This is a genomic window from Streptomyces sp. NPDC043680 (assembly GCF_056436685.1).
Genome location: NZ_JBWKCE010000002.1, coordinates 630,883 through 657,655 on the forward strand (window position 1 = coordinate 630,883; position 26,773 = coordinate 657,655).

General features: G+C 72.9%; 25 protein-coding genes. 15 read left to right on the top strand and 10 right to left on the bottom strand.

The genetic code is table 11. The features are described 5' to 3' along the window. The first annotated feature begins 225 nt into the window (after positions 1-225). Positions 226-1,659, top strand: a complete 1,434-nt coding sequence (locus tag AC0666_RS06280) for a hemolysin family protein (RefSeq protein WP_468583555.1) — start codon at positions 226-228, stop codon at positions 1,657-1,659. Then, complete coding sequence (locus AC0666_RS06285; protein WP_468971029.1) at positions 1,656-2,735, top strand: hemolysin family protein; 1,080 nt, start codon at positions 1,656-1,658, stop codon at positions 2,733-2,735. The genes AC0666_RS06280 and AC0666_RS06285 overlap by 4 nt, the downstream gene beginning before the upstream one ends. Positions 2,736-2,780: 45 nt before the next feature. Here AC0666_RS06285 and AC0666_RS06290 read toward each other — a convergent pair whose 3' ends face one another. Continuing rightward, positions 2,781-4,721, bottom strand: a complete 1,941-nt coding sequence (locus AC0666_RS06290) for an AAA family ATPase (RefSeq protein WP_468971032.1) — start codon at positions 4,719-4,721, stop codon at positions 2,781-2,783. Positions 4,722-5,097: 376 nt separating this feature from the next. Next, positions 5,098-5,769 (bottom strand): uridine kinase family protein, encoded by a 672-nt coding sequence (locus AC0666_RS06295; RefSeq protein WP_468971034.1) that lies wholly within the window; start codon positions 5,767-5,769, stop codon positions 5,098-5,100. A 117-nt stretch (positions 5,770-5,886) separates the two neighbouring features. On the opposite strand from AC0666_RS06295, the gene AC0666_RS06300 reads away from it, so the two are divergent. From AC0666_RS06300 to AC0666_RS06315, 4 genes are all read left to right on the top strand, one after another. Then, complete coding sequence (locus tag AC0666_RS06300) at positions 5,887-7,341, top strand: peptidase C39 family protein (protein ID WP_478707177.1); 1,455 nt, start codon at positions 5,887-5,889, stop codon at positions 7,339-7,341. A gap of 91 nt (positions 7,342-7,432) precedes the next feature. Continuing rightward, on the top strand, positions 7,433-7,870 hold the full coding sequence (locus AC0666_RS06305; RefSeq protein ID WP_361720548.1) for an SPW repeat protein: 438 nt from the start codon (positions 7,433-7,435) through the stop codon (positions 7,868-7,870). A 128-nt stretch (positions 7,871-7,998) separates the two neighbouring features. Continuing rightward, positions 7,999-8,151: an SCO1431 family membrane protein gene (locus tag AC0666_RS06310; protein ID WP_468583551.1), complete on the top strand. Its 153-nt coding sequence runs from the start codon at positions 7,999-8,001 to the stop codon at positions 8,149-8,151. A gap of 252 nt (positions 8,152-8,403) precedes the next feature. Next, positions 8,404-9,576, top strand: a complete 1,173-nt coding sequence (locus AC0666_RS06315; RefSeq protein ID WP_468971042.1) for an acyl-CoA dehydrogenase family protein — start codon at positions 8,404-8,406, stop codon at positions 9,574-9,576. Positions 9,577-10,047: 471 nt separating this feature from the next. Here the strand turns inward: AC0666_RS06315 and AC0666_RS06320 are convergent, their stop codons facing one another. Next, entirely contained in the window at positions 10,048-10,851 is an 804-nt protein-coding gene (locus AC0666_RS06320; RefSeq protein WP_468971044.1) for a maleylpyruvate isomerase family mycothiol-dependent enzyme, read from the bottom strand. Positions 10,852-11,158: 307 nt separating this feature from the next. Between AC0666_RS06320 and AC0666_RS06325 the strand changes: the two genes are divergently transcribed. Further along, positions 11,159-11,443 (top strand): hypothetical protein, encoded by a 285-nt coding sequence (locus AC0666_RS06325; protein ID WP_478707178.1) that lies wholly within the window; start codon positions 11,159-11,161, stop codon positions 11,441-11,443. Between the two features lie 60 nt (positions 11,444-11,503). On the opposite strand, the gene AC0666_RS06330 is transcribed toward AC0666_RS06325, so the two are convergent. Then, the gene (locus AC0666_RS06330) at positions 11,504-11,791 is read right to left on the bottom strand and encodes a hypothetical protein (protein WP_468971049.1); all 288 of its coding nucleotides are present in this window, start codon (positions 11,789-11,791) and stop codon (positions 11,504-11,506) included. 197 nt (positions 11,792-11,988) lie between these two features. On the opposite strand from AC0666_RS06330, the gene AC0666_RS06335 reads away from it, so the two are divergent. Beyond that, entirely contained in the window at positions 11,989-13,122 is a 1,134-nt protein-coding gene (locus AC0666_RS06335) for an Rv3169 family protein (RefSeq protein ID WP_468971052.1), read from the top strand. 31 nt (positions 13,123-13,153) lie between these two features. Next, positions 13,154-14,251, top strand: coding sequence for a phosphotransferase family protein (locus AC0666_RS06340; protein WP_468971055.1), 1,098 nt, complete (start codon positions 13,154-13,156; stop codon positions 14,249-14,251). A gap of 75 nt (positions 14,252-14,326) precedes the next feature. Here AC0666_RS06340 and AC0666_RS06345 read toward each other — a convergent pair whose 3' ends face one another. Then, positions 14,327-14,773, bottom strand: coding sequence for a hypothetical protein (locus AC0666_RS06345; RefSeq protein ID WP_468971058.1), 447 nt, complete (start codon positions 14,771-14,773; stop codon positions 14,327-14,329). A gap of 216 nt (positions 14,774-14,989) precedes the next feature. On the opposite strand from AC0666_RS06345, the gene AC0666_RS06350 reads away from it, so the two are divergent. The 4 genes from AC0666_RS06350 (at position 14,990) to fxsA (ending at position 19,042) form a co-directional block, all read left to right on the top strand. Beyond that, a complete protein-coding gene (locus tag AC0666_RS06350) occupies positions 14,990-15,430 on the top strand; it encodes an Lrp/AsnC family transcriptional regulator (protein WP_030240692.1) in 441 nt (146 codons plus the stop codon). Positions 15,431-15,575: 145 nt separating this feature from the next. Next, positions 15,576-17,216, top strand: a complete 1,641-nt coding sequence (locus AC0666_RS06355) for an amidohydrolase (RefSeq protein WP_478707179.1) — start codon at positions 15,576-15,578, stop codon at positions 17,214-17,216. Between the two features lie 344 nt (positions 17,217-17,560). Then, positions 17,561-18,334: a polyprenol monophosphomannose synthase gene (locus AC0666_RS06360; protein ID WP_468971062.1), complete on the top strand. Its 774-nt coding sequence runs from the start codon at positions 17,561-17,563 to the stop codon at positions 18,332-18,334. Positions 18,335-18,457: 123 nt separating this feature from the next. Further along, complete coding sequence (gene fxsA / locus AC0666_RS06365) at positions 18,458-19,042, top strand: FxsA family membrane protein (RefSeq protein WP_478707180.1); 585 nt, start codon at positions 18,458-18,460, stop codon at positions 19,040-19,042. An 82-nt stretch (positions 19,043-19,124) separates the two neighbouring features. On the opposite strand, the gene AC0666_RS06370 is transcribed toward fxsA, so the two are convergent. From AC0666_RS06370 to AC0666_RS06380, 3 genes are all read right to left on the bottom strand, one after another. Then, on the bottom strand, positions 19,125-19,499 hold the full coding sequence (locus AC0666_RS06370) for an RNA polymerase-binding protein RbpA (protein ID WP_007262928.1): 375 nt from the start codon (positions 19,497-19,499) through the stop codon (positions 19,125-19,127). A gap of 312 nt (positions 19,500-19,811) precedes the next feature. Further along, complete coding sequence (locus tag AC0666_RS06375; RefSeq protein ID WP_478707181.1) at positions 19,812-21,194, bottom strand: MFS transporter; 1,383 nt, start codon at positions 21,192-21,194, stop codon at positions 19,812-19,814. A 68-nt stretch (positions 21,195-21,262) separates the two neighbouring features. Beyond that, positions 21,263-22,033 carry a glycerophosphodiester phosphodiesterase family protein gene (locus tag AC0666_RS06380; protein WP_468971074.1) on the bottom strand — a complete coding sequence of 257 codons (771 nt, stop codon included), beginning with the start codon at positions 22,031-22,033 and terminating at the stop codon, positions 21,263-21,265. 311 nt (positions 22,034-22,344) lie between these two features. On the opposite strand from AC0666_RS06380, the gene AC0666_RS06385 reads away from it, so the two are divergent. Next, positions 22,345-23,847, top strand: a complete 1,503-nt coding sequence (locus AC0666_RS06385; RefSeq protein WP_468971077.1) for an SCO1417 family PLP biosynthesis transcription factor — start codon at positions 22,345-22,347, stop codon at positions 23,845-23,847. 21 nt (positions 23,848-23,868) lie between these two features. Here AC0666_RS06385 and AC0666_RS06390 read toward each other — a convergent pair whose 3' ends face one another. Beyond that, positions 23,869-25,509 (bottom strand): hypothetical protein, encoded by a 1,641-nt coding sequence (locus tag AC0666_RS06390; RefSeq protein ID WP_478707182.1) that lies wholly within the window; start codon positions 25,507-25,509, stop codon positions 23,869-23,871. A gap of 66 nt (positions 25,510-25,575) precedes the next feature. After that, positions 25,576-25,770 (bottom strand): hypothetical protein, encoded by a 195-nt coding sequence (locus AC0666_RS06395; RefSeq protein WP_356853947.1) that lies wholly within the window; start codon positions 25,768-25,770, stop codon positions 25,576-25,578. Between the two features lie 324 nt (positions 25,771-26,094). Here AC0666_RS06395 and AC0666_RS06400 point away from each other — a divergent pair, with 324 nt between their 5' ends. After that, positions 26,095-26,517 carry an ankyrin repeat domain-containing protein gene (locus AC0666_RS06400; RefSeq protein WP_468971083.1) on the top strand — a complete coding sequence of 141 codons (423 nt, stop codon included), beginning with the start codon at positions 26,095-26,097 and terminating at the stop codon, positions 26,515-26,517. Positions 26,518-26,773: the final 256 nt, after the last annotated feature.

Here is a 26,773-nt window from a genome sequence, read left to right on the forward strand (position 1 = left end):
CCTGAGCGGGCTTCGAGCCGGCCGCCGGGCCGACGGAACACCGCTGCGTCCCATTGCGGCGGCGATCTCAATGACTACCCTGGTGGCGGGGCGCAGCCGTGCGCCCTCCCACCGGCCCCGGGACCTCGTGGCCTGTGGGCACCTGCAACCAGAGGAGTGACTCCTTCCAGCAATGGACGGATCGTCCGGTAGTACCCGCGCCGCCCTCCCCGCGGAGGCGGCGGCATGACCATCCCGCTACTCCTGCTCGTGGCGGCCTTCGCCCTGATCCTCGCCAACGGGTTCTTCGTGGCAGCCGAATTCGGCCTCGTCACCGTCGAGAGACCCGAGGCCGAGCGTGCCGCAGCCGAGGGTGACCGCCGTGCCCGCACGGTGGTCGAGGCCCTGCGGGAGCTGTCCTTCCAGCTCTCGGGCACCCAGCTCGGCATCACCATCACCTCACTGGTCGTCGGCATGCTCGCCGAACCGGCCCTCGCCGCCCTGTTGACCGGGCCGCTCGCCGCGACCGGACTGCCCGCGGGAGCCGTCTCCGGCGTCGCCGTGTTCATCGGCATGCTGCTCGCCTCCGCCGTCCAGATGGTCGTCGGCGAGCTCGTCCCGAAGAACTGGGCCGTCTCCCGGCCCCTCCAGGTGGCCCGGGTCGTCGCCGGCCCGCAGCAGGTCTTCTCCCGCGCCTTCCGGCCCGTCATCGCCGCGCTCAACGCCGTCGCCAACCGGCTCGTGCGGGCGCTCGGCGTGGAACCGGCCGAGGAGATGGCCTCCGCCCGCACCCCGGGCGAACTGGTCTCCCTGGTCCGCCATTCGGCCCAGGCCGGCGCCCTCGAACAGGACACCGCCGACCTCTTCGTCCGCACCCTGTCGCTGGGCGAGCTCACGGCCCAGCACGTCATGACCCCCCGGGTGAAGGTCAGCGCCCTGATGCACACGGCCACCGCGGCCGACGTGCTCAACCTGACCCGCGCCACCGGCCTGTCCCGCTTCCCGGTCTACCGCGAGCGCATCGATGAGATCACCGGCGTCGTCCACCTCAAGGACGCCCTCGCCGTGCCCGAGTCCGAGCGCGGCCGCACCACCGTCAGCCGGATCTGCGTCGCCCCGCTGCTGGTGCCCGGCTCCCTGCCGGTGCAGCCGCTGCTGGAGCGGCTGCGCAGCGAGCAGCCCATGGCCGTGGTCGTCGACGAGTACGGCGGCACCGCCGGCGTGGTCACCCTGGAGGACATCGTCGAGGAGCTCGTCGGCGAGGTCCGCGACGAGCACGACTTCGCCGAGAACGAGACCCCCGAGCTGGCCGCCGTCCCCGCCGAGGACGGCCGCCCCTCCTGGGAGGCCGACGGCAGCTGCCGGGTGCACACCCTGCGCCGGATAGGCCTGGAGGTGCCCGAAGGGCCGTACGAGACCGTCGCCGGCCTCGTCGCCGACCTGCTCGGCCGCATCCCCGCCCCCGGGGACCGGGCCGAACTCCCCGGCTGGAAGCTCTCCGTCCGCCAGGTCCGCCGCTACCGGGCCGAACGGGTCCGGCTGGTCCGGCTCGTACCCGCCCCGCACCCCGGGCCGGCCGTGTCCCCGGCCGCCCGCCCCGCGGCACACCCGCACGGCGGCCCCGGCGCCGGGCAGCCGGCCCCCGCTCTGCGCGGCGACGTGGAGGCGGCCGTCCGATGAACGCCCTGCAACTGCTGTTCGCCCTGCTGCTGGTCCTTGCGAACGGCTTCTTCGTCGGCGCCGAGTTCGCCCTCGTCTCCGTCCGGCGCAGCCAGATCGAGCCGCTGGCCGCCTCCTCCAAGCGGGCCCGCCAGGTGCTGCACGGCCTGGAGAACCTGCCCCGGATGATGGCCGCGGCCCAGTTCGGCATCACCGTGTGCTCGCTGACCCTCGGTGCGGTCGCCGAGCCGACCGTGGCCAGCCTGCTGGAGCCCCTCTTCCACGCCGTCCGCGTCCCGCCGGGGCTGATCCACCCCCTCGGCTACGCCTTCGCCCTCGCCGCCGTGGTGTTCCTGCACCTGGTCATCGGCGAGATGGTGCCCAAGAACCTGGCCATGGCCGCCCCCGAGCGCACCGCGCTCTGGTTCAGCCCCGGCCTGGTCGCGTTCGCCCGGCTGTGCGGGCCCGTCACCACCGCGCTCGGCGCGTGCGCGCACTTCGTGCTCCGCCTGTTCAAGGTCGAGCCGAAGGACGAGGTCGAAGCCGTCTACACCAGCGCCCAGCTCGGCCGGCTCGTCGAGGACTCCCGGCAGGCGGGCCTCCTGGACCCGGGTGAGCAGGAACGGCTGGAGGACGCCCTGGAGCTCGGCAGCCGCCCGGTCACCGACGTGCTGCTCGCACGGGAACGGCTCGTCACGGTCGGGCCCTCGGCCACCCCGCGCCAGATCGAGCAGCTCACCGTCCGTACGGGCTACTCCCGCTTCCCCGTCCGCTCCGAGAACGGCGCCTTCATGGGCTACCTGCACGTCAAGGACGTGCTGGACCTGGAGGAGCGGGAGCGGGCCGTGCCCCAGCGGGTCTGGCGCCGGATGACCACCCTGTCCTCCACCCTCCCGCTCGACGACGCGCTCAGCGTCATGCGGCGGGACGCCACCCATCTGGCGCAGGTCGCCGACCCGGCCGGACGGGTGCTGGGCCTGGTCGCCCTGGAGGACGTCCTGGAGATGCTCGTCGGCGAGGTGCGCGACCCCGCGCACCGCAGGGCCGTCGCGGCGGCCCTGCGCCCGCCCCGCCGGGACGGGGCGATGGCGGGCTGACCCCGCCCGGCCGGGCCGCCGGGGCCGCCCGGGCCGCCGCCGCGCTCACAGCGGCGGGGGCTCCGGGCGGCCCCGGTCCTGCGGGCCCCGGCCCGACAGGACCTCCCCGTACGCCTGCATCAGGTCCGGGAGCCGCAGCGTCGCCAGATCGTCCCGGGACGGCTCGCCGGCGAAGCCCGCCAACCGCAGGTCCCGGTAGGCGCAGCTCTTCTCGTACAGGGTGCGCAGGAAGCGGCCGTTGCCCAGCTCGTCGATCCAGCCCTGTTCCACCACGTGCCCGCTGATGCTGCGCAGCTCCTCCAGGGCCTCCTCGTCCCAGCGGTCCCCGTTCGCCTCCGCCAGGACCCCGCCGATCGCGGTCAGCTCGGGCGGCCGGTAGCTCGGGAAGTCCACCCGCGTGGTGAACCGCGAGGACAGCCCTGGATTGGTGGCGAGCAGCCGGTCCATCCCGGCCGGATAGCCCGCGAGGATCACCACCAGGCGGTCCCGGTTGTCCTCCGCCCGCTTCAGCAGCACCTGCAGGGCCTCGTCCCCGTACGCGTCGCCCTTGCTGTACCCGGAGTTGGACAGGCTGTACGCCTCGTCCACGAACAGCACCCCGCCGATCGCGGAATCGATCAGCTCATTGGCCTTGACGGCGGTCTGGCCCAGGAACTCGCCCACCAGGTCGGCCCGCTGGGCCTCCACCAGGTGGTCCCCGCCCAGCAGGCCGAGCGCGTAGAAGACCCGGCCCAGGATCCGCGCCACGGTCGTCTTGCCGGTACCGGACGGCCCCGAGAACACGAAGTGCCGCTTCGGCGGCTGCACCGGCAGCCCCTGACCGGCCCGCAGCCGCGCCATGTGCAACTGCGCCGACAGGGCCTTCACCTGACGCTTCACCGGCTCCAGGCCCACCATCCGCTCCAGCTCGGACAGCGCCCGGGCCAGCAGCTCCGGGTCGGACGGCCCGGCCGGCAGCCCCCCGGGCGCCGTCTGCGGCGGGACGGGCGCCTTCCGCCGTACGTCCTCCACCCGGTCCGTGGCGGGCGCCCCGAACCGCGGGTCCGGCGGCTCCGGCGACAGCAGCGGGTCCGGCTCCGCCTGGCCGTCCGCCGCGATGTCCTGGACCGGGACGCCGCCCAGCGCCACCGCGGCGAAATCCCCACCGAGTGAGGTCAGGCCGTGCCCGGCGTACCCGGTGTCCGCCGCATGCCCGGCGTATCCGGCGTACCCGTCGGCGTCCTCGCTGTCCTCGATCGCCGTCAGCCGCGCCGCCGTGTCCATGAACGCCGGGTCCACCCGGTGCACCGCCCGGTACAGCGGCAGCGCCGCCGCACTGCGCCCGGTCCCCTCGCGCGCCCGCGCCAGCCAGTACCGCAGCTCCTTGCGCTGCGGCTGCTCGCTGCGGCACCGCATCAGCGCCGCGGACAGCATCGGTTCGGCCTGCCCGTACATCTCCAGCCGGACCCGGGCCATCCCGCCGAAGAGGCCCGCCTCGATGCCGAGCAGTGGATCGTCCACCAGCGGTTCGGTGTGCCGGACCAGCTGCTCCCAGTCCTTGACCAGATAGGCCCGGCAGGCGTGCAGGAAACGTACCTGCGCGTCGGTGTCCACCGGCGGCAGCGCGGCCAGTGCCTGGTCCAGCTCGGGCACGTGGCGGCCGTCCAGCCAATGCGAGGCGTGGGCCAGCAGCAGGTCCCGGCGGCTCTCCAGTACGGGCTGGACCCACCAGCCCAGCCAGTACCAGGAGTTCAGCGTGCGGCGGTGGCGGGCCCGCTGCTCGCCGAAGCGGTCCCGATGGGCGTACATGCGTAATAACGCGTTCGTGGTGTCCACCCGGAGGGCGTGCAGGCCCAGCCAGGCGTCGGCCATCGCGGGATCCAGCCGTACGGCCGTCCGGAACTCCTCCTCGGCCTGCGGATAGGCACCCATCGTGCAGGCGTCCACCCCGCGCAGCCAGGCGAGTTCGGCCGGGGCGTGCGTACTGCCCGGCGCGGCGAAATCCATCACATCCCCCACAAGCCTGCCCCGTGGTGCCCGGCAACCCCCGCATCGAGCCCGCGAGTTGTCCACCGCGCCGATGAAACCAGGGGTGCATCGTACCTGCGGGGACGCACCTTACCCAGGGTGCGGGAGGCGCGGACCCGCAGAGCCCCGACGGAGGCGGGGTGACACAGGGTGAAGATTTCGGGGAGGAGTGCCGCGAGCGGCGGCCGCCCGGGAGGCGGCGGGGGCAGAACGAAGCCCCCGATCACGGGGGAACAATCGGGGGCTTCGCGTCCGCGGCGGCCTGGAAAGACCGCGCATTGAGAACGTAAGGCCGGTGCGGGGCCCAGGTCAAGCACGTCGGTGAAGGCCCGCGCGGCCGGATTCCGGAGGCCGCTCAGGCCCGGGGGAGTTCGTTACCTTCCGTGACGGAACTCGGCTGTCGCGTCGTCCCAGCCGTCCCGGAAGTCCACTCGTATCCCGTACTGCTCTGGCGTACCAGCGTGTCGGCGAAGGGGCGCGAAGGATCATCCGAGAAGTGCGCGAGCTCCGCGCGCTCCCACCCGTCCCAGAATTCGGAAAGTTCCCGCCCGTCCCGGTGTCGTCCGCGCCCCCAGGACTGCGCGCGCGGTGTCTCCATCCACAGCAGCCGCGCCAGGTGCGGGCGCAGCAGCCGCCGCCCCGCCCCGACCCCCTCGACGAGCAGCACGGGCGCGGGCTCCAGGACCCGTTCCGGGCCGAAGCGGCGCTCCGCCCAGTCGTACGGGGCCCAGTGGGCGGCCCGCCCGGCGGCGAGCGGCTCCAGCACCTGCGCGCGCAGCCGCGCCGGCCAGTCGAAGAGCTCCTCGTGGGTGGCGACGTCGTCCAGGTGCAGTACGGGCGCCCCGCCCAGGGCCGCGGCGAGGTGTCCGGCGAAGGTGCTCTTGCCCGAGCCGGCGTGGCCGTCGATGCCGATCAGCCTGACCGGGCCGAGCGAGGGCGGCAGGCCGCTGATCTCGTGCGCGAGCCGCTCCAGGGGCTGCGGCCGGCCGAGGAGCGGTGAGGGTGCCGGTGACTGCTGTGACTCCACCCGGTCAGGGTATGACCCCGACACGCCCGCGGCTTCACCGTCCGGCTGCCGGGAACTGTAAGGCTGGGAAAGCCGACCGGCAACACCGCACCCGACCGACTCCGGGGGACCGCCTCGATGACCGCACCCACGCCCCGCCGGGCCCTGCTCGCGATCGCCCTCGCGGCTGCCACCGCCGCCGCCGTTCCCGGCGGCAGGGCACAGGCCCGTACCGCGACGTCCGGTACCGCCGTGTCCGGCACCAGCCTGCCCGGTAACGCCGTGTCCGGCAACGGCGCGGCCCCCGCCGGCCCGGACTCCGGCCGCCCGACCGGAGCCGGAGCCGTCGGCAAGGCCGTCGACAACCGGTTCTGGTTCACGGACTCGCACTGGCGGGCCGGCACGCACCGGGGGACCGCCGCCGTCTCCGGTACCCGTCCCGGCGTGCGGATCGCTACGCCGGCCGGCCGGACCGAGTACGCCGACCCGCACACGGGGAGGAAGAGCACCTGGGAGTACGCGACCTGGACCTCCCCGGTGCACCACTCGACCGTCCCCGCCTCCGAGATCATCGCCTCCTGGAACGCGCACACCCCCGCGGGCAGCTGGATCCAGACCGAGGTGCGCGGCACGTACACCGACGGCACGGCCACGCCGTGGTACGTGATGGGCCGCTGGGCCTCCGGCGACGGCGACATCCGGCGCACCTCCGTGAACGGCCAGACCGACGGCCGCTCCACCGTGTGGACCGACACCCTGGCCCTCGACGCCCCGGCCAAGGCCGGCGGCCTGCGGATCGAGGCCTGGCAGCTGCGCCTGACCCTGTACCGCACCCCGGGCGGCGCGGTCGCGGGGCCGACGGTCTGGCTGGCCGGGGCCATGGCCTCCGACGTACCGGACCGGTTCACCGTTCCCGCCTCCACCCCTTCCCGCCCGGCCCGCGAGCTGAAGGTCCCGCGGTACTCGCAGGAGCTCCACGTCGGCCAGTACCCCGAGTACGACAACGGCGGCGAGGCGTGGTGCAGCCCCACCTCCTCCCAGATGATCATCGAGTCCTGGGGTCTGCGGCCCGCCGCCCGGGACCTCGCCTGGGTCAACCCCTCCTACGCCGACCCCCAGGTCTGCCACGCGGCCCGGTCCACCTACGACTGGGCGTTCAAGGGCTGCGGGAACTGGCCCTTCAACGCCGCCTACGCCGCGACCTATCCCGGGTTCGCGGGCGTGGTCACCCGGCTCGGCTCCCTCAACGACCTGGAGGCCCTGATCGCGGCCGGAATCCCGGTGATCACCTCGCAGTCCTTCCGCGCCGAGGAGCTCACCGGAGCCGGCTACGGCACGGCGGGCCACCTGATGACCGTCATCGGCTTCACCGCGGCCGGGGACGTGATCGCGAACGACCCGAACTCGCCCGACAACCCCTCCGTCCGCCGTGTCTACCGGCGCCGGGAGTGGGAGAACGTGTGGCTGCGCACCAAGCGGCACGACGCGGCGGGCAAGACCGTCTCGGGTTCCGGCGGCATCTGCTACCTCTACGCCCCGGCCCGCCCGAGCCAGGCCCAGATCCAGGCGCTGCGGTCGGCCGGCGTGCTGTGAGGAAAGGCCGGACCTGCATTGACCGTAAATCGGGATAAGGCGAACATAAGGGGGTAAAGGGCTTATAAGTCTTCTACAGGAGGCGGCCCCCATGACCACCCACAGCAGCATCGAACACCACCCCGACCTCGCCGAGATGCGTACGCGGTTCGAGCGGGTCACCAGCACCCCGGCCGCCCAGGCCGTGGAGGCGCTGGCTCTCATCACCGGCCTGTACCTGGCGGCCTCGCCGTGGATCGCCGGGTTCAGTGTGCTGACCGCGCTGACCGTCAACAACCTGATCGCAGGTCTGGCGTACTGCCTGTGCATGAGCGGTCTCGGCTCGGCCTACGAACGCACCCACGCGATGGCCTGGACGGCTCTGGCCATCGGGGCCTGGACGATCGTGGCTCCCTGGGTCATCGCGGGCAACGTCGACACGACCCGCACCGTGGTCAACAACATCATCACGGGCATCGTCGCTTGCCTGCTCGCCCTGGCCATGGCCGCCATGGCGGGCCGCAACCGCGTCGGCCGCACCGCCCGCTGACACCCGCTCGACACCCACGGAATGCCGGGCCCCGACCGCGAGACGGCCGGGGCCCGGCCACGTGATTCGCGCCACCCGTGAGCCTCGTCTCTACCGTGAAAGCCGCATACGCTGTCACATTGGTCCGTATGACCGCATACACCGCCACCCTCACCGCCCGCGCCCGCAACCTCGTCGGGACCGGCGGTCCCAAGGACTCCTCCGCCTGGGTCGAGCACGTGCTCGGCTGGACGCTCGTGGTCGTCGTGGCCATGTTCGTGACCCAGGTCGGCTGGCTCTGACCCCCTCTCCGGATGCGGTTCGTGCCGGTGTGTCCGGCCCCGTCCGCTCCCGAAAGGCCGTTCGGTCGGGCGGGTGATCTTGCCCCGGTGACGGGACGGCCCTGATCGGGCATACTCAAGCCGCCGCAGCCCCTGAACTGCTCCTTCCGCGACCCGGGAGGGCAGTATCGGCTGTGAGAGCACCGAGATCCGGCGGCGCGTCCCACACCTCGCGCGTCGCCGCCGTGCCCGACGAGGGAGGAGAGCGCCGCCATGAACGACCGCGCCCCGCAGCCGGTGGACCGACAGCTGCCCACCGAGGAGTCCCGGGACCTCCTCGCACTTGTGCGCGAGATCGCGCAGAGGGAGATCCGCCCCACGGCCGCCGAGGAGGAGGACACGGGCACGTTCCCCCGTGCGATCTTCACCCTGTTGTCCGAGGCCGGTCTGCTGGGACTTCCGTACGCGGGTGAGTTCGGCGGCGGCGAGCAGCCGTACGAGGTCTACCTCCAGGTCCTGGAGGAGCTCGCCGCGGCGCGGCTGACCGTCGGCCTCGGCGTCAGCGTGCACTCCCTCGCCTGCCACGGCCTGGCCGGCTACGGCACCAAGGAGCAGCGCAGCGCCCACCTGCCGGACATGCTCGGCGGCGGCCTGCTCGGTGCCTACTGCCTCTCCGAACCCTCCTCGGGCTCCGACGCCGCCTCGCTGACCACCAAGGCGGTGCGCGACGGCGACGACTGGATCATCACCGGCACCAAGGCGTGGATCACCCACGGCGGCGTCGCCGACTTCTACACCGTCCTCGCCCGCACCGGGGGCGACGGAGCCAAGGGCATCACGGCCTTCCTGGTGCCGGGCGACGCGGAGGGCCTGACGGCGGCCGCCCCCGAGAAGAAGATGGGCATGAAGGGCTCGCCCACCGCCCAGCTGCACTTCGACGGCGTCCGCGTCCCGGACAGTCGGCGCATCGGCGAGGAGGGCCAGGGCTTCACCATCGCGCTGGCCGCGCTGGACGCGGGGCGCCTGGGCATTGCGGCCTGCGCCATCGGCGTCGCGCAGGCCGCCCTCGACGAGGCCCTCGCGTACGCCCTGGACCGCAAGCAGTTCGGCCACCCCATCGCGGACTTCCAGGGCCTGCGCTTCATGCTGGCCGACATGGCCACCAAGATCGAGGCGGGCCGGGCGCTGTACCTCGCGGCGGCGCGGCTGCGGGACGCGGGCAAGCCGTTCTCCCGGCAGGCCGCGATGGCCAAGCTGTTCTGCACGGACGCGGCGATGGCCGTCACCACGGACGCCGTCCAGGTCCTCGGCGGCTACGGCTACACCGCGGACTTCCCGGTGGAGCGGCTGATGCGGGAGGCGAAGGTGCTCCAGATCGTGGAGGGCACCAACCAGATCCAGCGCATGGTCATCGCCCGCCACCTCGCGGGACCCGAGTCGCGCTGACGCCGCTGCCGTCGGAGGTCCGCCCGCTCCCCGTCCCAAGCGGAGCCGAACGAACTGTTCGCCGCCGCCCGGCCGGGGCGCCGGGCGGGCCTCCGTCGCGTACGTCCTGAGCGCAGCACCGGCGGGGGTTTTCCGGAAGCTCAACGCGGGCCGGCTGTCTCCGCTCAAGCACAAGAACCTCAACGTCCTGGGCCGCTACGGCTTCACCCCCACCCAGCCGGCGGGCGGCACCCTGCGCCCGCTGCGCGACCCGGACGCGGCCGGACTCGATGACGACGAGGGCGGCGCTGAGAAGTGACGGCGTCAGGGGCCGACCAGGCGCACCGATCAGCTTGTGAGCCGCCGGCTTGGTCAGCCGCTTCGCAGCCGTGACGGTCTGCTCCCCCCGCGGCCCCGAGGCCACCACGGCGTGGTTGTGGCCGTTGGCGGGAGGCATGCCCCGGAGCGTACGAGGTGGCGCATCGTCACGTCCTACTCATCCGGGTCCCAGGCGCTGAGCTGCTCGAAGAGACGTCGGTCGCCGTCGAGCTTCAGGGAGTCGACCGGGATACGGTCGTACAGGATGAGGACCAGCTCGCTGGCCGTGCCCCGAGCGGAGAAGAAGGCGGCGGCCCCGTCGGGCTCCTGGCCGGCAGCGGTGGCCGGCATGGCGCCGGGCCCGGCGAGGCGGGCGGTCCGTGCGCCGTCGGCGGAGAGCGAGAGGCGCCAGGAGCGGCCCTCGGAGGCGTGGAAGTCGATGGCAGCGGGCTTGTGCGGCCAGGCACTTGTCGTTGCGACGCAGGTGGACAGGAACTCGTCGACACCGTCGAGCGCCACCTCGTCCGGCAGCGGCTGCGGGGCACCTACGGTGATCTGGGCGTCGTACGTGTGCACCGCCATCTGCTGGAGCTGGTGCCGAGCTACGGCACCGGAGGTCTGCGGCGACTGCGACGTCTCCCACCACGTCCAGCAACCGCGATCCGGGCCGGACTTCCGCAACGCGTCCAGCAGTTGCTGCGTGGACTCCGCCAACCAGGCCAGCAGGGCCTCGCGCTCCCGAGGCGCAGCCGGGGCGCCCTCCGCTGCGGACTTGGCCGGAGCGGGCCCTGCGGCGACGGTGGCGGCCCAGTCGCGGCGCCCCTCGCCGATGTGCTGCGCCAGATCGAACAGCGTCCACTCGGGGCAGGTGGGCACCTGTACGTCCAGGCTGGGCGCGGAGGCGACCGCGGCGCGGAAGGCAGTCGACCGTTCGTCGATCAGTCGCAGCAGAACGGGGAACTCAAGGGTCATTGTCACCCTGAATCTCTATCACTGCGTTCCGACATTTGGACAGCGATTTCCACAGCCGCATCGCGAGCAGACCTCACCACGGCGGAGAAATGATGGAGGACCTCTCCGCCGCCGACGGTGCGTCACACACGGTCATTCTCATACGTGTTCACCTGCGAGTTCTGCGACTGACCTCGGGAGTGACCGCGTTGCCGCAGATCACCGCTCGCGAAAAATCCTCTCAAGACCCGCACGGGAGGAGACCCTCGAAGGGCAGGTCATCGCCGCGTCCAAGGGCAACCACGGCGGACGGCCGAAGGTCATCGACGACGACATGCTGACCTTCGCCATCGCGCTGAAGGACAAGGGCGTCCCCGTCCCCGACCTCGCGAAGAAGCTCACCATCAAGGTTGGGAAAAACGCGGGCAAGTCCCTCTCGGTCGCCTCGCTCTACCGGGCACTCGCGGAAGCCGGGGTCGCTGCGTTGGACGACGGCCTGCCGCTGCGGCCCAAGCCCACCCGCATCCGCCAGCCCGAAGACCCGCTCACCGCCGAGGAGGTCGAGTTGCGCGAACGGCTCCAGGCCCAGCCCCACCCGAACGCCGAGACCCGCAGCTGACTGCCATGATCAAGCGCTTAACGCCAACGGCCGTACCGCGGGTGCCCACGGCCGAGCACGCTACGTCCGCTGCGGCGTGCGTTCGGCGGTGGCGGGACTGCTCTCGCTCCACGACCCGGCCTGATCGCCGAAGAGGGGCCCGCTCGGCCAGATGGGGGCGCCGGCGACCCGGGACCACTCGGGGTCCCGACGCCCGGGCAGGGTGCGCCCGTCGTCGGCCCAGCGGGCCAGCAGCGCGCGGTAGATCGGTGGATCCGGCTGCCTCTGCTGAACCGATTCTTCGTAGCCGGCCAGCATCGGCCTGCGGCGACGTCCCGTCCGCGGCGTGGAAGCTTCAAGCGTGGTCATGCAGGGCCAAACGCGCCACCGGCCGCGCGGGTAACCGCCCTTGCCCTGCGGGTTTCCGTTCGATCCTTCCCCGGGTGGCCGACCGGGCGTGCCGAGCTGTCAGAACGTGCCAGAAGTATGGTCGTCAGAACGGTTTCTGACGTACCGTCATTTCCGCCGAGCTCTCGCACACCGCCGCGCCGCCCAGGAGGTTTGCCATGCCCGCGGACCGACCCGTACCCCTCGACGAATACCCCGTCCACCAGGCCCCCTTGTCGATGAAACACCTGGTCACCGGCGACCGCAACGCCTACGACCGGTGCATCTTCCATGTCTTCGACCACGCCGGCCGCGCCGTCCTCATCCTCGGCCTCGGCGTCTACCCCAACGCCGGCGTCATCGACGCGTACGCCACCCTGCGCCTCGGCGACGAACTCCTCGCCGTGCGGGCCTCCGACGCCCTCACCGACGACCGCATGCACCTCTCCGTCGGCCCCCTGCGGATCATCGTCGACGAACCGCTCAAGCGGATCACCCTCCGTTGCGACGCCGACCCCGCCGACCCGCAGGGGCTCTCCTACGCCCTCACCTGGACCGCCGAGTTCCCCGCCGTCTGGGAGCCGCACCACGTCCAGCGGCGCGGCGACCGCCTCATGCTCGAAGGCCGCCGCTTCGTCCAGGCCGGCCACGTCACCGGCACCCTGCGGGCCCGCGGCGAGCAGTTCGCCCTCACCCCGGGCGAATGGACCGGCACCCGCGACCGCAGCTGGGGGGTCCGCCCCATTCCCGGCGAGGACGGCGGCCGCGCCGCCGAGGAGCACCGGCCCGACGGCTTCCACTGGCTCTGGATCCCTGTCCGCTTCGAGGACCGCTTCCTCATGGTCATCGCCCAGGAGGACGCCGACGGGCACCGCACCCTGAGCGAAGCCGTCCAGGTCTTCCCCGAGGGCAGCGGCCGGAGCGACGTCCAGCTCGGCTGGCCGCACACCGACATCCGCTACCGCCCCGGCACCCGCCACCCCGAGAGCGCGGTCGTCCACCTCACCGACCCCGCCCGCAAACCCCTCGAACTCGGCGTCGAGATCCTGAACTCCTCCCCGCTCGCCGTCGGCGCCGGCTACCCGCCCGCCACCGACTGGCAGCACGGCAGCTGGCAGGGCCGCGGCTGGACCGACCGCCGCGTCTACGACCTCTCCGACCCGGCCGCCCACCCCATGGCCGCCTTCGGCGTCACCGACCACGCCGCCCGCTTCACCCTCGACGGGCAGACCGGCCACGGCATCTTCGAACACGGCAGCTTCGGCCGCCACGACCCGAGCGGCTTCACCGACTACGGCTCAGTGGCCCAGTAGCAGCAGAACCAGCAGCAGCAAAGGGGCAGTCATGGCAGCAGCACCGGCACCACGTCCCCGCACCTCCACCCGGGAACCGGAAGAACTCGGCCGGCGCCTCGCGGCCTGGCTCGACACCCGGCTCCCCGGCGCGCAGGTGACGGACGTCCGCGTCCCCGCCTCCAACGGCATGTCCAGCGAAACCCTGCTCTTCGACATCGAACACCCCGACACCCCGGTACGGGCCTGCGCCCTGCGGCTCGCCGCCGACCCGGCCGCGTACACCGTCTTCCCCACGTACGACATGGCCCGCCAGCACCGGGTGATGGGCCTGGTCGCCGCCCACACCGACCTGCCGGTCCCGCGCGTGCACTGGCTGGAGGAGGACCCCGGACCGCTCGGAGCGCCCTTCTTCGTCATGGCGCGCGCCGAGGGCCGGGTGCCGCCCGACGTCATGCCCTACACGTACGAGGGCAACTGGCTGCACGCCGCGAGCGACACCGAACGCGCCGCGCTCCAGGAGGCCAGCATCTCGCTGCTGGCCCGCCTGCACGACCAGTTCCCGGCGAAGGAGGCCGAGTTCCTCCTCCCCGAGGGGGCGGGCAGCCCGCTGCGCCGCCACGTGGACGCCCAACGCGCCTACTACGCCTGGGTGGTGCGGGGACTCGCACCCTCACCGCTCCTGGAACGGGCCTTCGACCGCCTGGAGGAGCTGTGGCCCGAAGACGAGGGCCCCGCCGTCCTCAACTGGGGCGACGCCCGCATCGGCAACGTCGTCTACGACGGCTTCGAACCCGTGGCCGTCCTCGACTGGGAGATGGCGGCCTACGCCCCGCGCGAGGTCGACCTCGGCTGGACCGTCTACCTGCACCGCTTCTTCCAGGACCTCACGGTGGGCTTCGGCCAGCCGGGCCTGCCCGACTTCCTGCGCCGCACGGACCTGGAACGCCGGTACGCCGAACTCACCGGGCACACCCCGCGGGACATGGAGTTCCACACCCTGTACGCCGCCCTGCGGCACGGGATCGTGATGCTGCGCATCGCCTACCGGCAGGCGCATTTCGGCGAGGTCGAGATCCCGGCGGATCCGGACGCCCTGATCCTGCACCACGCCGGCCTCGCGGCGATGGTGCAGGGAACGTACTGGTAGCTCCGGCCCGGTGCTCCGGTGCTCCGGTGCTCCGGTGCTCCGGTGCTCCGGTGCTCCGGTGCTCCGGTGCTCGGGTCAGGCGGCCTGCGCGTGCTGCCGCATCTGCGGCAGCAGCGTCGGCGCCGGCATCCGCACCGGCCGCGAGCCGGGGCCGCCCACGTGCGAGAACGGCTGCGTCCGCCAGTCCAGCCCCTGCGGCAGGGTCAGCAGTACGACCTCCAGGTCCCGCGCCTCCTCACCGCCGCTCGTGCCCACGGTCGGCAGCGCGTCGGCGGCCGGCCGGCCCGTACCCGCGCACACCGTGAGCCCGAAGGGGTTCCACGGGGTCAGGCAGAGCGCGTGCTCCGGCAGGTACTCCTCGTCCGCCACCAGGGCGATCGCCTGACCGCAGTCCGGGCAGGTCGCGTGGTGGATGTCGAAACCCTCGGTGTCGTCGAGGTACTCCGCGTCGTCCGCGTACGCGGAACCGCCCGGTTCCAGAGGCTCCCGTTCGGTGCGACCGGCGCGCTGGGTGTTCTGCATGGATGTACTCCCCCTTGAGTGGGCCGGGCGGGCATTCCCACGGCCTCGGCCACAGCAAGCACTTCCCGTCGCGCGGCACGAGTAACCACGACATCCCGGCGTACGCGTACATACCCCTGTGGCTTTGGTCACATGCCCGCCGCAGGTGCCACTTGTGGGCGGACAGCACTGGGCCTGGAGGGGCATTGGGCCGTAGGTTGTGCGGCTATGAGCGCAATGGAGGAGCTGGACCGCCAGATCGTGGATCTGCTCGTACGGGACGGGCGGATGAGCTACACGGACCTGGGCAAGGCCACGGGACTGTCCACGTCGGCGGTCCACCAGCGAGTACGCCGTCTGGAGCAGCGCGGGGTGATCCGCGGGTACGCGGCGGTGGTCGACCCCGAGGCCGTCGGGCTGCCGCTGACGGCCTTCATCTCGGTGAAGCCCTTCGACCCGAGCGCGCCCGACGACATCGCGGAGCGGCTGGCCGGCGTACCGGAGATCGAGGCCTGCCACAGCGTCGCCGGCGACGAGAACTACATCCTCAAGGTCCGGGTGGCCACGCCGCTCGAACTGGAGGACCTCCTGGGCCGGCTGCGTGCCCTGGCCCACGTCTCGACCCGCACCACGGTGGTCCTCTCCACCCCGTACGAGGCCCGCCCGCCCCGCGTCTGATTCTTTATGCGTCCCTCGCACCGTTCGGCGCCGGGGCGCCTCCCGGGCTTCGAGCCGCTGCGCCGGACTCCGTTCGGCAGGGGCCGCACCCGCCCGCAGGGGGGTCGTGTCGGAGCGGGGGCGGTCGACCCGCGAAACTGGGGCCATGACTGACCGCACCGCCACCTCCGCCACCGCCACCGCCGCCGGAGCAGACGCCCCCGCACGCACCGTCCTCCTGCGCGGGGGCGAGGTCCACAGCCCCGCCGACCCCTTCGCCACCGCGATGGTCGTCGAGCGCGGACACATCGCCTGGGTCGGCTCCGAAGGCGCCGCCGACGCCTTCGCGCAGGGCGTCGACGAGGTGGTCGACCTCGGCGGGGCGCTGGTCACCCCCGCGTTCACCGACGCCCACGTCCACACCACCGCCGCCGGCCTCGCGCTCACCGGGCTGGACCTCTCCGGGGCCGCCTCCCTCGCCGACGCCCTCCGCCTCGTCCGCGCCTATGCCGAGCGCCGCCCCGCGGACCGCGTGCTCCTCGGCCACGGGTGGGACGCCGCCCGCTGGCCCGAGCGCCGCGCCCCCCGCCGCGCGGAGCTCGACGAGGCCGTCGGCGGCCGCCCGCTCTACCTCAGCCGCATCGACGTGCACTCCGCCGTCGTCACCACCGCCCTGCTGGACCTCGTCCCCGGCCTCGTCGTCCGCGGCGACGAGCCGCTGGTCCGCGACGACCACCACGCCGTCCGCACCGCCGCCCTCTCCGCCGTCACCGCCGCCCAGCGCGCCGAGGCCCAGCAGGCCGCCCTCGACCGGGCCGCCTCCCTCGGGATCGGCTCCGTGCACGAGTGCGGCGGCCCGGGGATCTCCTCCGCCGAGGACTTCAGCGACCTGCTCAACCTCGCCCGCGAACGGCCCGGGCCGCGCGTCTTCGGCTACTGGGCCGACCGCGACCTGGAACAGGCCGCCGCGCTCGGCGCGATCGGCGCCGCCGGCGACCTCTTCGTCGACGGAGCCCTCGGCTCCCACACCGCCTGCCTGCACACCCCGTACGCCGACGCCCCGCACACCGGCACCGGCTACCTCGACGCCGCCGACATCGCCGAGCACGTCGCCGCCTGCACCGAAGCGGGCCTGCAGGCCGGTTTCCACGCCATCGGCGACGCCGCGCTCACCGCCGTGGTCGAGGGGGTGCGCGCCGCCGCCGACAAGGTCGGCCTCGGCCGGGTGCGCGCCGCCCGGCACCGCGTCGAGCACGCCGAGATGATGACCCCCGCCACCATCGCCGCCTTCGCCGACCTCGGACTCACCGCGTCCGTGCAGCCCGCCTTCGACGCCGCCTGGGGGGGCGAGGACGGCATGTACGCGGACCGGCTCGGCGCGGAGCGCGCCCGTACCCTCAACCCGTTCGCCGCCCTCCTCAAGGCCGGCGTACCGCTCGCCTTCGGCTCCGACGCCCCGGTCACCCCCTTCGACCCCTGGGGCACCGTCCGGGCGGCCGCCTTCCACCGCACCCCCGAGCACCGGATCTCCGTACGGGCCGCTTTCACCGCCCACACCCGCGGCGGCTGGCGGGCGCTGGGCCGGGACGGCGCGGGCGTGCTCGTCCCCGGGGCCCCGGCCGACTACGCGGTGTGGGAGAACGCCGAACTGGTGGTCCAGGCCCCGGACGACCGGGTCGCCCGCTGGTCCACCGACCCCCGCTCCGGCACCCCCGGCCTGCCCGACCTGACCCCGGGCAGGGATCTGCCGGTGTGCCTGGCCACCGTGGTCGGCGGGCGGGAGGTATTCGTACGGCCACAGGGGTGATCCGGCGGGCCTCGGTTCGGTACCGGCGGCCGGACCCGGATAGGTTCGGCCGGGTCCACCAAACGACGTCCGTACCGGACGGATCCGTCCGCTCAGCGCGCCCGCGCCTCGGGGGCGAGGGAAGGTTTCGCCGGTGGGGGCACCCCCGGGGTACCCCCGGACGAGGTCTGGGGAAGGTAGCCGGGGGAGGTGGCCCCGCGTCGGGGCCCGGCGGTCCAGTAGACAACGGTGACGGCGATCCGCAGCCAGCGGGGACCGGACCGGCCCGAAGGACCGCGGGCCCCGACCACTGTTCTAGAGTCATCCTCTGTGACAGGACGTACAAGAACACGAAGGCGGACCCAGTGAGCGAAGGCGGACAGCGAGGCCACGGACCGCTCGGCACGGCCTTGGTGATCATCCCCACCTTCAACGAGGCGGAGAACATCGGGCCGATCGTCGCCCGCGTGCGCGCGGCGGTGCCCGAGGCGCACATCCTGGTCGCGGACGACAACAGCCCCGACGGCACCGGCAAGCTCGCCGACGAGCTGGCAGCCGGCGACGACCACGTGCACGTCCTGCACCGCAAGGGCAAGGAGGGCCTCGGCGCCGCCTATCTGGCCGGCTTCGCCTGGGGCCTGGAGCGCGACTACGGCGTGCTCGTCGAGATGGACGCCGACGGCTCCCACCAGCCGGAGGAGCTGCCCCGGCTGCTCACCGCGCTGGCCGGCGCCGACCTCGTCCTGGGCTCGCGCTGGGTGCCGGGCGGCCGGGTCGTCAACTGGCCCAAGAGCCGGGAGTTCCTCTCCCGGGGCGGCTCCACGTACTCCCGGCTGATGCTGGACGTGCCGATCCGCGACGTGACCGGCGGCTACCGGGCCTTCCGGCGCGAGACGCTGGAGGGGCTGGGCCTGGACGAGGTGGCCTCCGCGGGGTACTGCTTCCAGGTCGACCTGGCCCGGCGGGCCGTGCGCCAGGGCTTCCGCGTCGTGGAAGTGCCCATCACCTTCGTCGAGCGGGAGTTCGGCGACAGCAAGATGAGCAAGGACATCGTGGTGGAGGCCCTGTGGCGGGTCACCCAGTGGGGGCTCAAGGCCCACGCGGCCAAGCTGACCGGGCAGGACAAGGCCAAGGGGTAGCGAGCGTCAGGCCAAGGCCGGGGACAGGCCGGGGCCGGGACAGGACCGAGGGCACGGTCCCTCGGGGAGGCCCGCCACCCCCGGCTGAGGTCGCTTTTATGCTGCTCCCGGCACACTGGACCCATGATGAGCGGCGTTTCCACTTCCACGGCCCCGCGGCGGCGCTCGCCCGCCCGCACGTTCCTGCCCCTGGCGGTCGCCGTCTGGCTGATCCTGGAGATCTGGCTGCTCAGTCTGGTCGCGGAGGCGGCCGGCGCTGTGACCGTCGCCGCACTGATCGCGGGCGGCATCGTCCTCGGCGCGGTGGTCATCAAGCGCGCGGGACGGCGGGCCTTCAGAAATCTGACGAGCACCTTCCAGCAGGCTCAGCAGGGGATCCGGCCCGCCCCGCAGCAGCCGGGCGGCGGCAACGGCCTCACCATGCTGGCCGGTCTGCTGCTCATCCTGCCCGGCCTGCTCTCCGACCTGGCCGGCCTGCTCTGCCTGATCCCGCCGGTGCGGGCATGGGTCGGGCGGCGCTTCGCGCGCTCGCTGGAGCGCAGGATGGCCTCGGCCTCCAAGGGCGGTTTCGGGGACGCGTTCCAGCAGGCCCGTATCCACCACCCGGACGGCAAGGTGGTCCAGGGCGAGGTCATCCGGGAGGACGGCGGACAGCAGTCGGGCGCGGCCCGGCCCGACACGGGGTACAGGCCGCCGTTGGCTCCCTGAGGCAGGAACACAACAAGCCGAGGGCCCCCGCCACATGCGTGGCGGGGGCCCTCGGCTTGTTGTGTGTGAATCCGTCCGCTTGTCAGGCGGACTTGCGGCTGTCCCGCGGATGCACGGCAATGTTCATGGCGCCGGAACGCAGGACCGCCAGCCTTTCGGCCAGCACCTCCTCCAGCTCCTCGCGGGTGCGCCGCTCCATGAGCATGTCCCAGTGCGTTCGCGCAGGCTTGCCCTTCTTCTCTTCGGGCCCGTCCCCGTCAACCAGGAGTGCCATGGCGCCGCACGCCTTGCACTCCCACTCCGGCGGAATCTCTGCCTCAACCGAGAACGGCATCTCAAATCGATGTCCGTTCTGGCATGCGTACTCCACCGCCTGGCGCGGGGCCAGATCGATGCCGCGGTCCGTCTCGTAGCTGGTAACCACGAGCCGCGTACCGCGGAGAGCTCGCTCACTCATGAATCGTGCCTCCCGGGCTTGTCGCCCACAGGACAGGTGTCGCTGTCGTCGTCATCCGGTCAACGTCCGGTCGGCGGTATAGATTCCCGCTCCGGGTCGTGCGTCGCCCGTCGTGCCGCCCCTTGTTGTACCCACCAATGCCCGTTTTGTCACATCTGGCAGCAGATGTCACCCAACGTCTTTACTTCTTACGCACGCAGTAACGGTCCGCCTGGCAGGCCAAAGGCGTACACTACCGGCCCTTCGCTTCAACGTCGAAATCCGTTCGGAATTCGTATGAAGATCCGGCCCCGGCCGGGCTGCCGACGGCCGTCAGATGCGCTCGGGAACAGGATTCCCCGCCGCCTCCACCGCGCGCCGCACCGGCACCCGCGCCAGCAGCGCGAAACCCAGTGCGAAGAACACCACCAGCGAGATGATCGCGTCCCGGTAGCTCCCGGTGACCTGGTACGTCAGGCCGAACACCAGGGGCCCCACCCAGCTCAGCCCGCGGTCGCTCATCTCGTACGCGGAAAAGTACTCGGCCTCCTTGCCCGCCGGCACCAGGTGCGAGAACAGCGACCGCGACAGCGCCTGGCTGCCGCCCAGCACCAGCCCGATCATCGCCGCCAGGGCGAAGAACCACACGGGCGTCCGGGCCGGCAGGAAGTATCCGGCCGCCAGGGTGAGCCCCCACGCGGCCAGCGAACCGAGGATCGTCCGCTTGGCGCCGTACACCACGGCCAGCCGGCCCATCGCCAGCGCACCCGCCACCGCAAGGATCTGCACCAGCAGCACCGCCACGATCAGCGTGGACTGCTCCAGCTCCAGCTCCTGCGACCCGTAGATCGAGGCCTGCGAGATCACCGTCTGCACGCCGTCGTTGTAGATCAGGTACGCCAGCAGGAACGACAGGGTCAGCGGGTAGCGCCGCATGTCCTTCAAGGTCGCCACCAACTGCTTCCAGCCGCTGACGGCCGGCCCCGCGCCCGGCTCCCGCACCACGGCCCGGTCGCGCAGCCGGCGCAGGGGGGTGATCGCGAAGGCCCCCCACCACAGACCGGCCGAGGCCAGGCAGATCCGCACCGCCGCACCCTCGCCGAGGCCGAAGGCGTCGTGGCCCTGGAACAGCACCAGGTTCAGGACGAGCACGAAAGCGCCCGAGGTGTAGCCGAAGGCCCAGCCGCGGGAGGAGACGGTGTCCCGCTCGTCCGGGGTGGAGATCTGCGGCAGGTAGGCGTTGTAGAGCACCATCGAGACCGACAGCGAGGCGTTCGCGACGATCAGCAGCAGGCCGCCCAGCAGGTAGCGCTCGCCGCCCACGAAGAACATTCCGGCCGTGGCCGTGGCCCCCGTGTAGGCGGCCGCCGCCAACAGCGGCTTCTTGCGGCCGGTGCGGTCCGCCACGGCGCCCACCAGCGGCATCACCAGCACGGCCACGATCACCGACGCCGACACCGCGTACGCGAAGAAGGACCCCGCCCGGACAGGGAGGCCCAGCGGGTGCACATAGCCCTCGGCATCCGCGGCGGCCTTGGCCACGGCCGTCAGGTACGGCCCGAGGAACACGGTGAGCACGCTCGTCGAGTACACCGAGCAGGCGAAATCGTAGAAGTACCAGCCGTGCTGCTCCCGCTTGCGGGCCGCCGCGGCTGCGGCACCCGCTCTGCCGTCCTCCGCGCCCGGTTCCGCTTCTTCTGTCGTGCGCGCACTCATCGGTGCCCCCTCGCTGGTCCCCGTGCCGCCCCGGCCGCTCCACCGGACGCGGCGGCCGTAAGGGCTCGTCAGGCCCAGGCCCCGCGCCGGTCCAGCACCGTGCGCAAGATGTCGATCCGGTCGGTCATGATGCCATCGACTCCCAGGTCGAGGAGAGCCTCCATGCGTTCCGGTTCGTTCACGGTCCACACGTGCACCTGGAGGCCCCGCTCGTGCGCCGTGCGGACGAAGCGCCGGTCGACCACCCGGATACCCCCTTGCGTCTCCGGAACCTGCGCCGCCACCGCCCCGGCCCGCAGCGCCGCCGGGATCGCGTACGAGCGCAGCCGCAGGCCGAGCACTCCGCGCACCCCGTACGAGGTGGCCAGCCGGGGGCCGGCGACCTTCTGCGCCCGGGCCACCCGGCTCTCCGAGAACGACCCGACGCAGACCCGGTCCCAGACCCCGGCGCGGGCGATCAGGTTGACCAGCGGGTGCAGGGCCGACTCTGACTTGACGTCGATGTTCCAGCGGGCGTCCGGGAACTCCTCCAGGAGCTCCTCGAACAGCGGCAGCGGCTCGCTGCCGCCCACCCGCACCTCGCGGACCTTGCTCCAGGCCAGCTCGGCGATCCGGCCCCGCCCGTCGGTGACCCGGTCCAGGGTCGCGTCGTGGAAGGCGACGAGCTTGCCGTCGGCGGTGGCGTGCACATCGGTCTCGAAGTAGCGGTACCCCGCGGCGGCGGCCCGCCGGAAGGCGGCGGCGGTGTTCTCCAGACCGTCCGCGGCACCTCCCCGGTGCGCGAAGGGAATCGGGGCCGGGTGGTCCAGATACGGATGGCGAAGGCGTACGTGCGTCACCCGCCGCAGTATGCACGCTCCGCCCCCGGCGCCGGGAGCGACGGCATGGAGCCCCGGTGAACACCGGGCCGCCGAAAGGACACCTGGCCGCCAGAGGGAGACCCGGCCGACCGGGCCGGTGTGGACGCCGGTCTGGTGGACCCGGGGCGGCTGTGGACCCCGGGGTCGGTGTGGACCCGGGCCGCCCCGGTCCCCGGCCGGCTCTGGCCCGGTGGCCCCCGGCGTGACAGGCTGTGCGGGAACGGAGCAATCCAATACCCGCCGCTGCCGCGGTGTGGTGAGGCCAATGCGACAAAGGTGGACCGGACGGCATGGCAGAGTGGACCTCGGCGGTCGGTGCCGCGCAGCTCGCGCGGCTCATCACCTCCCAGCAGGAGCGGCCCGGCATCCCCGGGGCGCGCAAACTCCCGGCGTACCGCACCCTCGCCGACGGGATCCGGCTGCTCGTCCTGGAAGGCCGCATCCCCGTCGCCGCCCGGCTGCCCGCCGAGCGGGAACTGGCCGTCGCCCTCTCCCTCAGCCGCACCACCGTCGCCGCCGCCTATGAGGCCCTGCGCGGCGAGGGGTTCCTGGAGTCCCGCCGCGGAGCGGGCAGCTGGACCTCCGTGCCGGCCGGGAACCCGCTGCCCGCCCGCGGCCTGGAACCGCTGCCGCCCGAGTCCCTCGGCTCGATGATCGACCTCGGCTGCGCCGCCCTCCCGGCCCCCGAGCCCTGGCTCACCAAGGCCGTGCAGGGCGCCCTGGAGGAACTGCCGCCGTACGCGCACACCCACGGCGACTACCCCGCCGGACTGCCCGCGCTGCGCCGGATGCTCGCCGACCGCTACACCGAGCGCGGCATCCCCACCATGCCCGAGCAGATCATGGTCACCACCGGCGCGATGGGCGCCATCGACGCCATCTGCAGCCTCTTCGCGGGCCGCGGTGAGCGGATCGCCGTCGAATCCCCTTCCTACGCCAACATCCTCCAGCTCATGCGCGCCGCCGGAGTCCGGCTCGTACCGGTCGCCATGGCCGACGGGCTCGGCGGCTGGGACATGTCCCTGTGGCGCCAGGTGCTGCGCGACGCCGCCCCGCGCCTCGCCTACGTCGTCGCCGACTTCCACAACCCGACCGGCGCGCTCGCCACGGCGGAGCAGCGCCGCGCCATGGTGGAGGCCGCCCGCTCGGCCGGCACCGTCCTCGTCGTCGACGAGACCATGACCGAGCTCCAGCTCGACCCCGAGCTGGAGATGCCCCGGCCCGTCTGCTCCTTCGACCCCGCCGGCTCGACCGTGATCACCGTCGGCTCCGCCAGCAAGGCATTCTGGGCGGGCATGCGGATCGGCTGGGTCCGCGCCGCCCCCGACGTCATCCGGAGCCTGGTCGCGGCGCGGGCGTACGCCGACCTCGGCACGCCGGTGCTGGAGCAGCTCGCGGTGAACTGGCTGATGCGGACCGGCGGCTGGGAGGAAGCCGTCGGGATCCGCCGCGCCCAGGCCCGGGAGAACCGGGACGCCCTGGTCGCGGCGGTGCGCCGGGAGCTGCCCGACTGGGAGTTCGAGGTGCCGCTCGGCGGGCTCACCCTGTGGGCCCGGGCGGGCGGCCTGTCCGGCTCGCGGCTCGCCGAGGTGGGGGAGCGGGTCGGCGTACGGGTCCCCTCGGGCCCGCGGTTCGGCGTGGACGGCGCCTTCGAGGGATACGTCCGGCTGCCGTTCACCGTCGGCGGGCCGGTGGCCGAGGAGGCCGCGGCGCGGCTGGCGGCGGCGGCCCGGCTGGTCGGCAAGGGTGCGGGCGGCAGCGGCGCGGAACCCCCGCGCACCTTCGTCGCGTAGATCCCGCCGCGCGGAACCCGCTCAGGGAGCCTCGGCGGGGACCTCGGGGGCGTCCGGGACCTTCGGGATCTCCGCGGTGTCCGTCACCGAGCCCTGGAGCTGCGCCGGCGGCTGCGCCTGCAGCGGCTTGCCGAGCGCGACGGGCCGGTCGGGGGCCTCCCGCGCGGGCAGCAGTTCCCGTACGGCCTGGCGGTGCAGGGGAGGCGCCGCGTCGTCGTACGGATCCGGCGTGGCCGGCACCTGCAGCCGGTGCACCGGACCCGTGCCGAGCCGGGCGTACCCGCGGCCCGCGGGGACCTGCGCGGGCGGGGTGGTGTGCGGCGGCAGCCCCAGCACGTCCGCGAGCTGCTGGGCGGCGGCCACTCCGAGCGCGACCCGCGCCCGGGTGTGCTGCCAGACGGCGTCGTTCAGCAGCTCCAGATGGTCGAAGTGCTCGGCCACCACCACGGTGACGTGCACGGTACGACCGTGCCGGAGCGGCACCTGGAGCTGGGCCAGCGGGTCGGGGCTCCCCTCCGCAGCCGCGAGGTGCGCGAGCACGCTCGGCCGGTCCAGCAGGATCCACAGCGGGCGCCGGGTGTCCTTCGGCGCCGGGAGGCCCTCCTCCCTGGCCCGGTGGGTCTCGGCCAGCCGCCGGCCGGTCTCCTGGGCGGCCCACTCCAGCACGGCGAGCGCTCCCTTCGGCGCGCACTCGACGGCGTGCACGCCGGCCCGTCCGGCCAGGCACGCGTAGTCGCCGCTGCCGCCGCCTTCCACGACCAGGACCTCGCCGCCCTGTCGCAGCGCCTGCAGGGCGATCGAGCGCAGCAGGGTGGAGGTGCCGCTGCCCGGCTGGCCCACGGCCAGCAGGTGGGGTTCGGTGGAGCGGGGACCCGTACGCCAGATCACCGGCGGCACGTCGCGCGGCTGCCCGCCGTCGGTGACCGGCAGCGTGCGCTGCACGCTGCCCGCGTCGGTGAAGCCGAGCACGGTCTCCCCGGGCGAGGTGACGAACGGCTGCGCGGCGATCCCGGTCGGCAGGGGCGGGAGCACCGTCAGATCGAGCTGGTTGCCCTCCTCGTCCCACTGGAAGAGGTACTCGCGGCCCCGCCCCGACTTGGCGTGCAGCAGGGCCTCGATCCGGGCCCGCGAGGAGGCCTCACCGTCGGTGAAGTAGGCCGGGTAGCGGATGTGGAGCCGGGTGATCCGGCCCTCCTGGTCGAATGCGCAGTCGCTGAAGGCACGGTCCCAGCTCCCGCCGTGGGCGAAGAGGGGATCGGGGTCCTCCGAGGTGGAGAAGTACGGCACGAGGGCCTCGTAGAGGGAGACGAGGCGTTCGGTCTCCGCCTCGCTGGGGCCCGTCCTGACGGGTTTGCGGTCCCGTCCGGCCCAGGCCGCCGCCGCCATCAGGGTGATCAGGGCCAGCAGCGGGCCGTAGGGGGCGAGCGCGACCACGAGGACGCAGGCGGCCCCCAGGAACAGCGCGGGACCACGCTTGTCCTTGGGGGTCCCGGCCCACTTGCGCCGCCCGGCCGCGGCCAGGAGGCGCAGGCCGCGCCCGATGAGCAGGAGCGGATGGAGGACGTCCGTGGCACTGTCGGCGGCCGTGCGCGCGAGATCGCGGCCCCGGGCCAGCGACGCGGTGCCGCTGCTGAGGATGCGGGGGAGTGGGCGCCGGGCCACGGGCGTCTCCTGGAGTTGTCCGGTCGGGGAGTTGTCCGGTCGGGCGGGACGGAGCGGCAGCGGACGCTAGAGCTTGATCCCGCCGAGCAGGCTCGCCAGGCTCGCCGTGCTCGCCGTGATGCTCGGCGCGATGGCGGAACCGGCGAGGAAGAAACCGAACAGCGAGCAGACGAACGCGTGCGAGAGCTTCAGCCCGTCCTTCTTGAAGAACAGGAAGGCGATGATGCCGAGCAGGACGACGCCTGAGATGGAGAGGATCATGAAGTTCTCCTGGTGGGTGGGGACAGTCACCATCAGTTGTTCCAGGCTCACAGGAAGTATCAATGCGATAAAAGGTGCAATTAGGTGAATCCCGGCATTTTTCACTTGACCGGCCGAGCCTGGCTGGCGCGCCCGCCGCGGACCGGCCGCGCATCGGCCCGTCTGGCCCGGCGGGGGATCCTTGCCGTGGACACGCCCCCGTATGTGCAGGTCGGGGCGCTACTCTGACGCTTCACCCGTACGGACGCAGCACCGGGCACCCTGCTGCCCGCCCGGCCTGCCCCCATCCCGACTCGACTCGCTGACGAAAGGCGGACACGACCGATGAGCGAGCAGCACGAGCCCGCCGGCGGCGCCCCGGGCGCCCCCGACGAGGACGTCATCGAACTGGCCACCAAGATCTTCGACCTCGCCCGCCAAGGCCAGACCGTCCTGCTCACCGCCTATCTCGACGCAGGGGTCCCCGCCAACCTCACCAACGACCGCGGCGACACCCTGGTGATGCTGGCCGCCTACCACGGCCACGCCGACACCGTCACCGCCCTGCTCGCCCGCGGCGCCGAGGCCGACCGCGCCAACGACCGCGGCCAGACCCCGCTCGCCGGCGCCGTCTTCAAGGGCGAGGAGGACGTCATCCGCGCCCTGCTCGCCGGAGGCGCCGACCCGAACGCCGGAACCCCCTCCGCCGTGGACACGGCCCGCATGTTCGCCAAGGCCAACCTGCTGGAACTCTTCGGAGCCAAGTAGTCCGTTTTTGGCCGTGACCTGGCACGGTCCGACCGGTCCCCCAGCTCACGGGTTGATCACGACAGCCGTAAATGTGGTCGCGGTGCACAAACCGGCTGGGTCATCATGGCGTCGGATTCGATTCGCGAGCACGACGGACGGGCAGGACCGGGCAGGACACGACGGGTGTCCGAGCCCACCTGCCGAACCGGCCGCCGAGGTCGCGAAGCACCGACGAGAGTGAGAAGGCAATGGTCTACATCGAGCGGAACAAGAC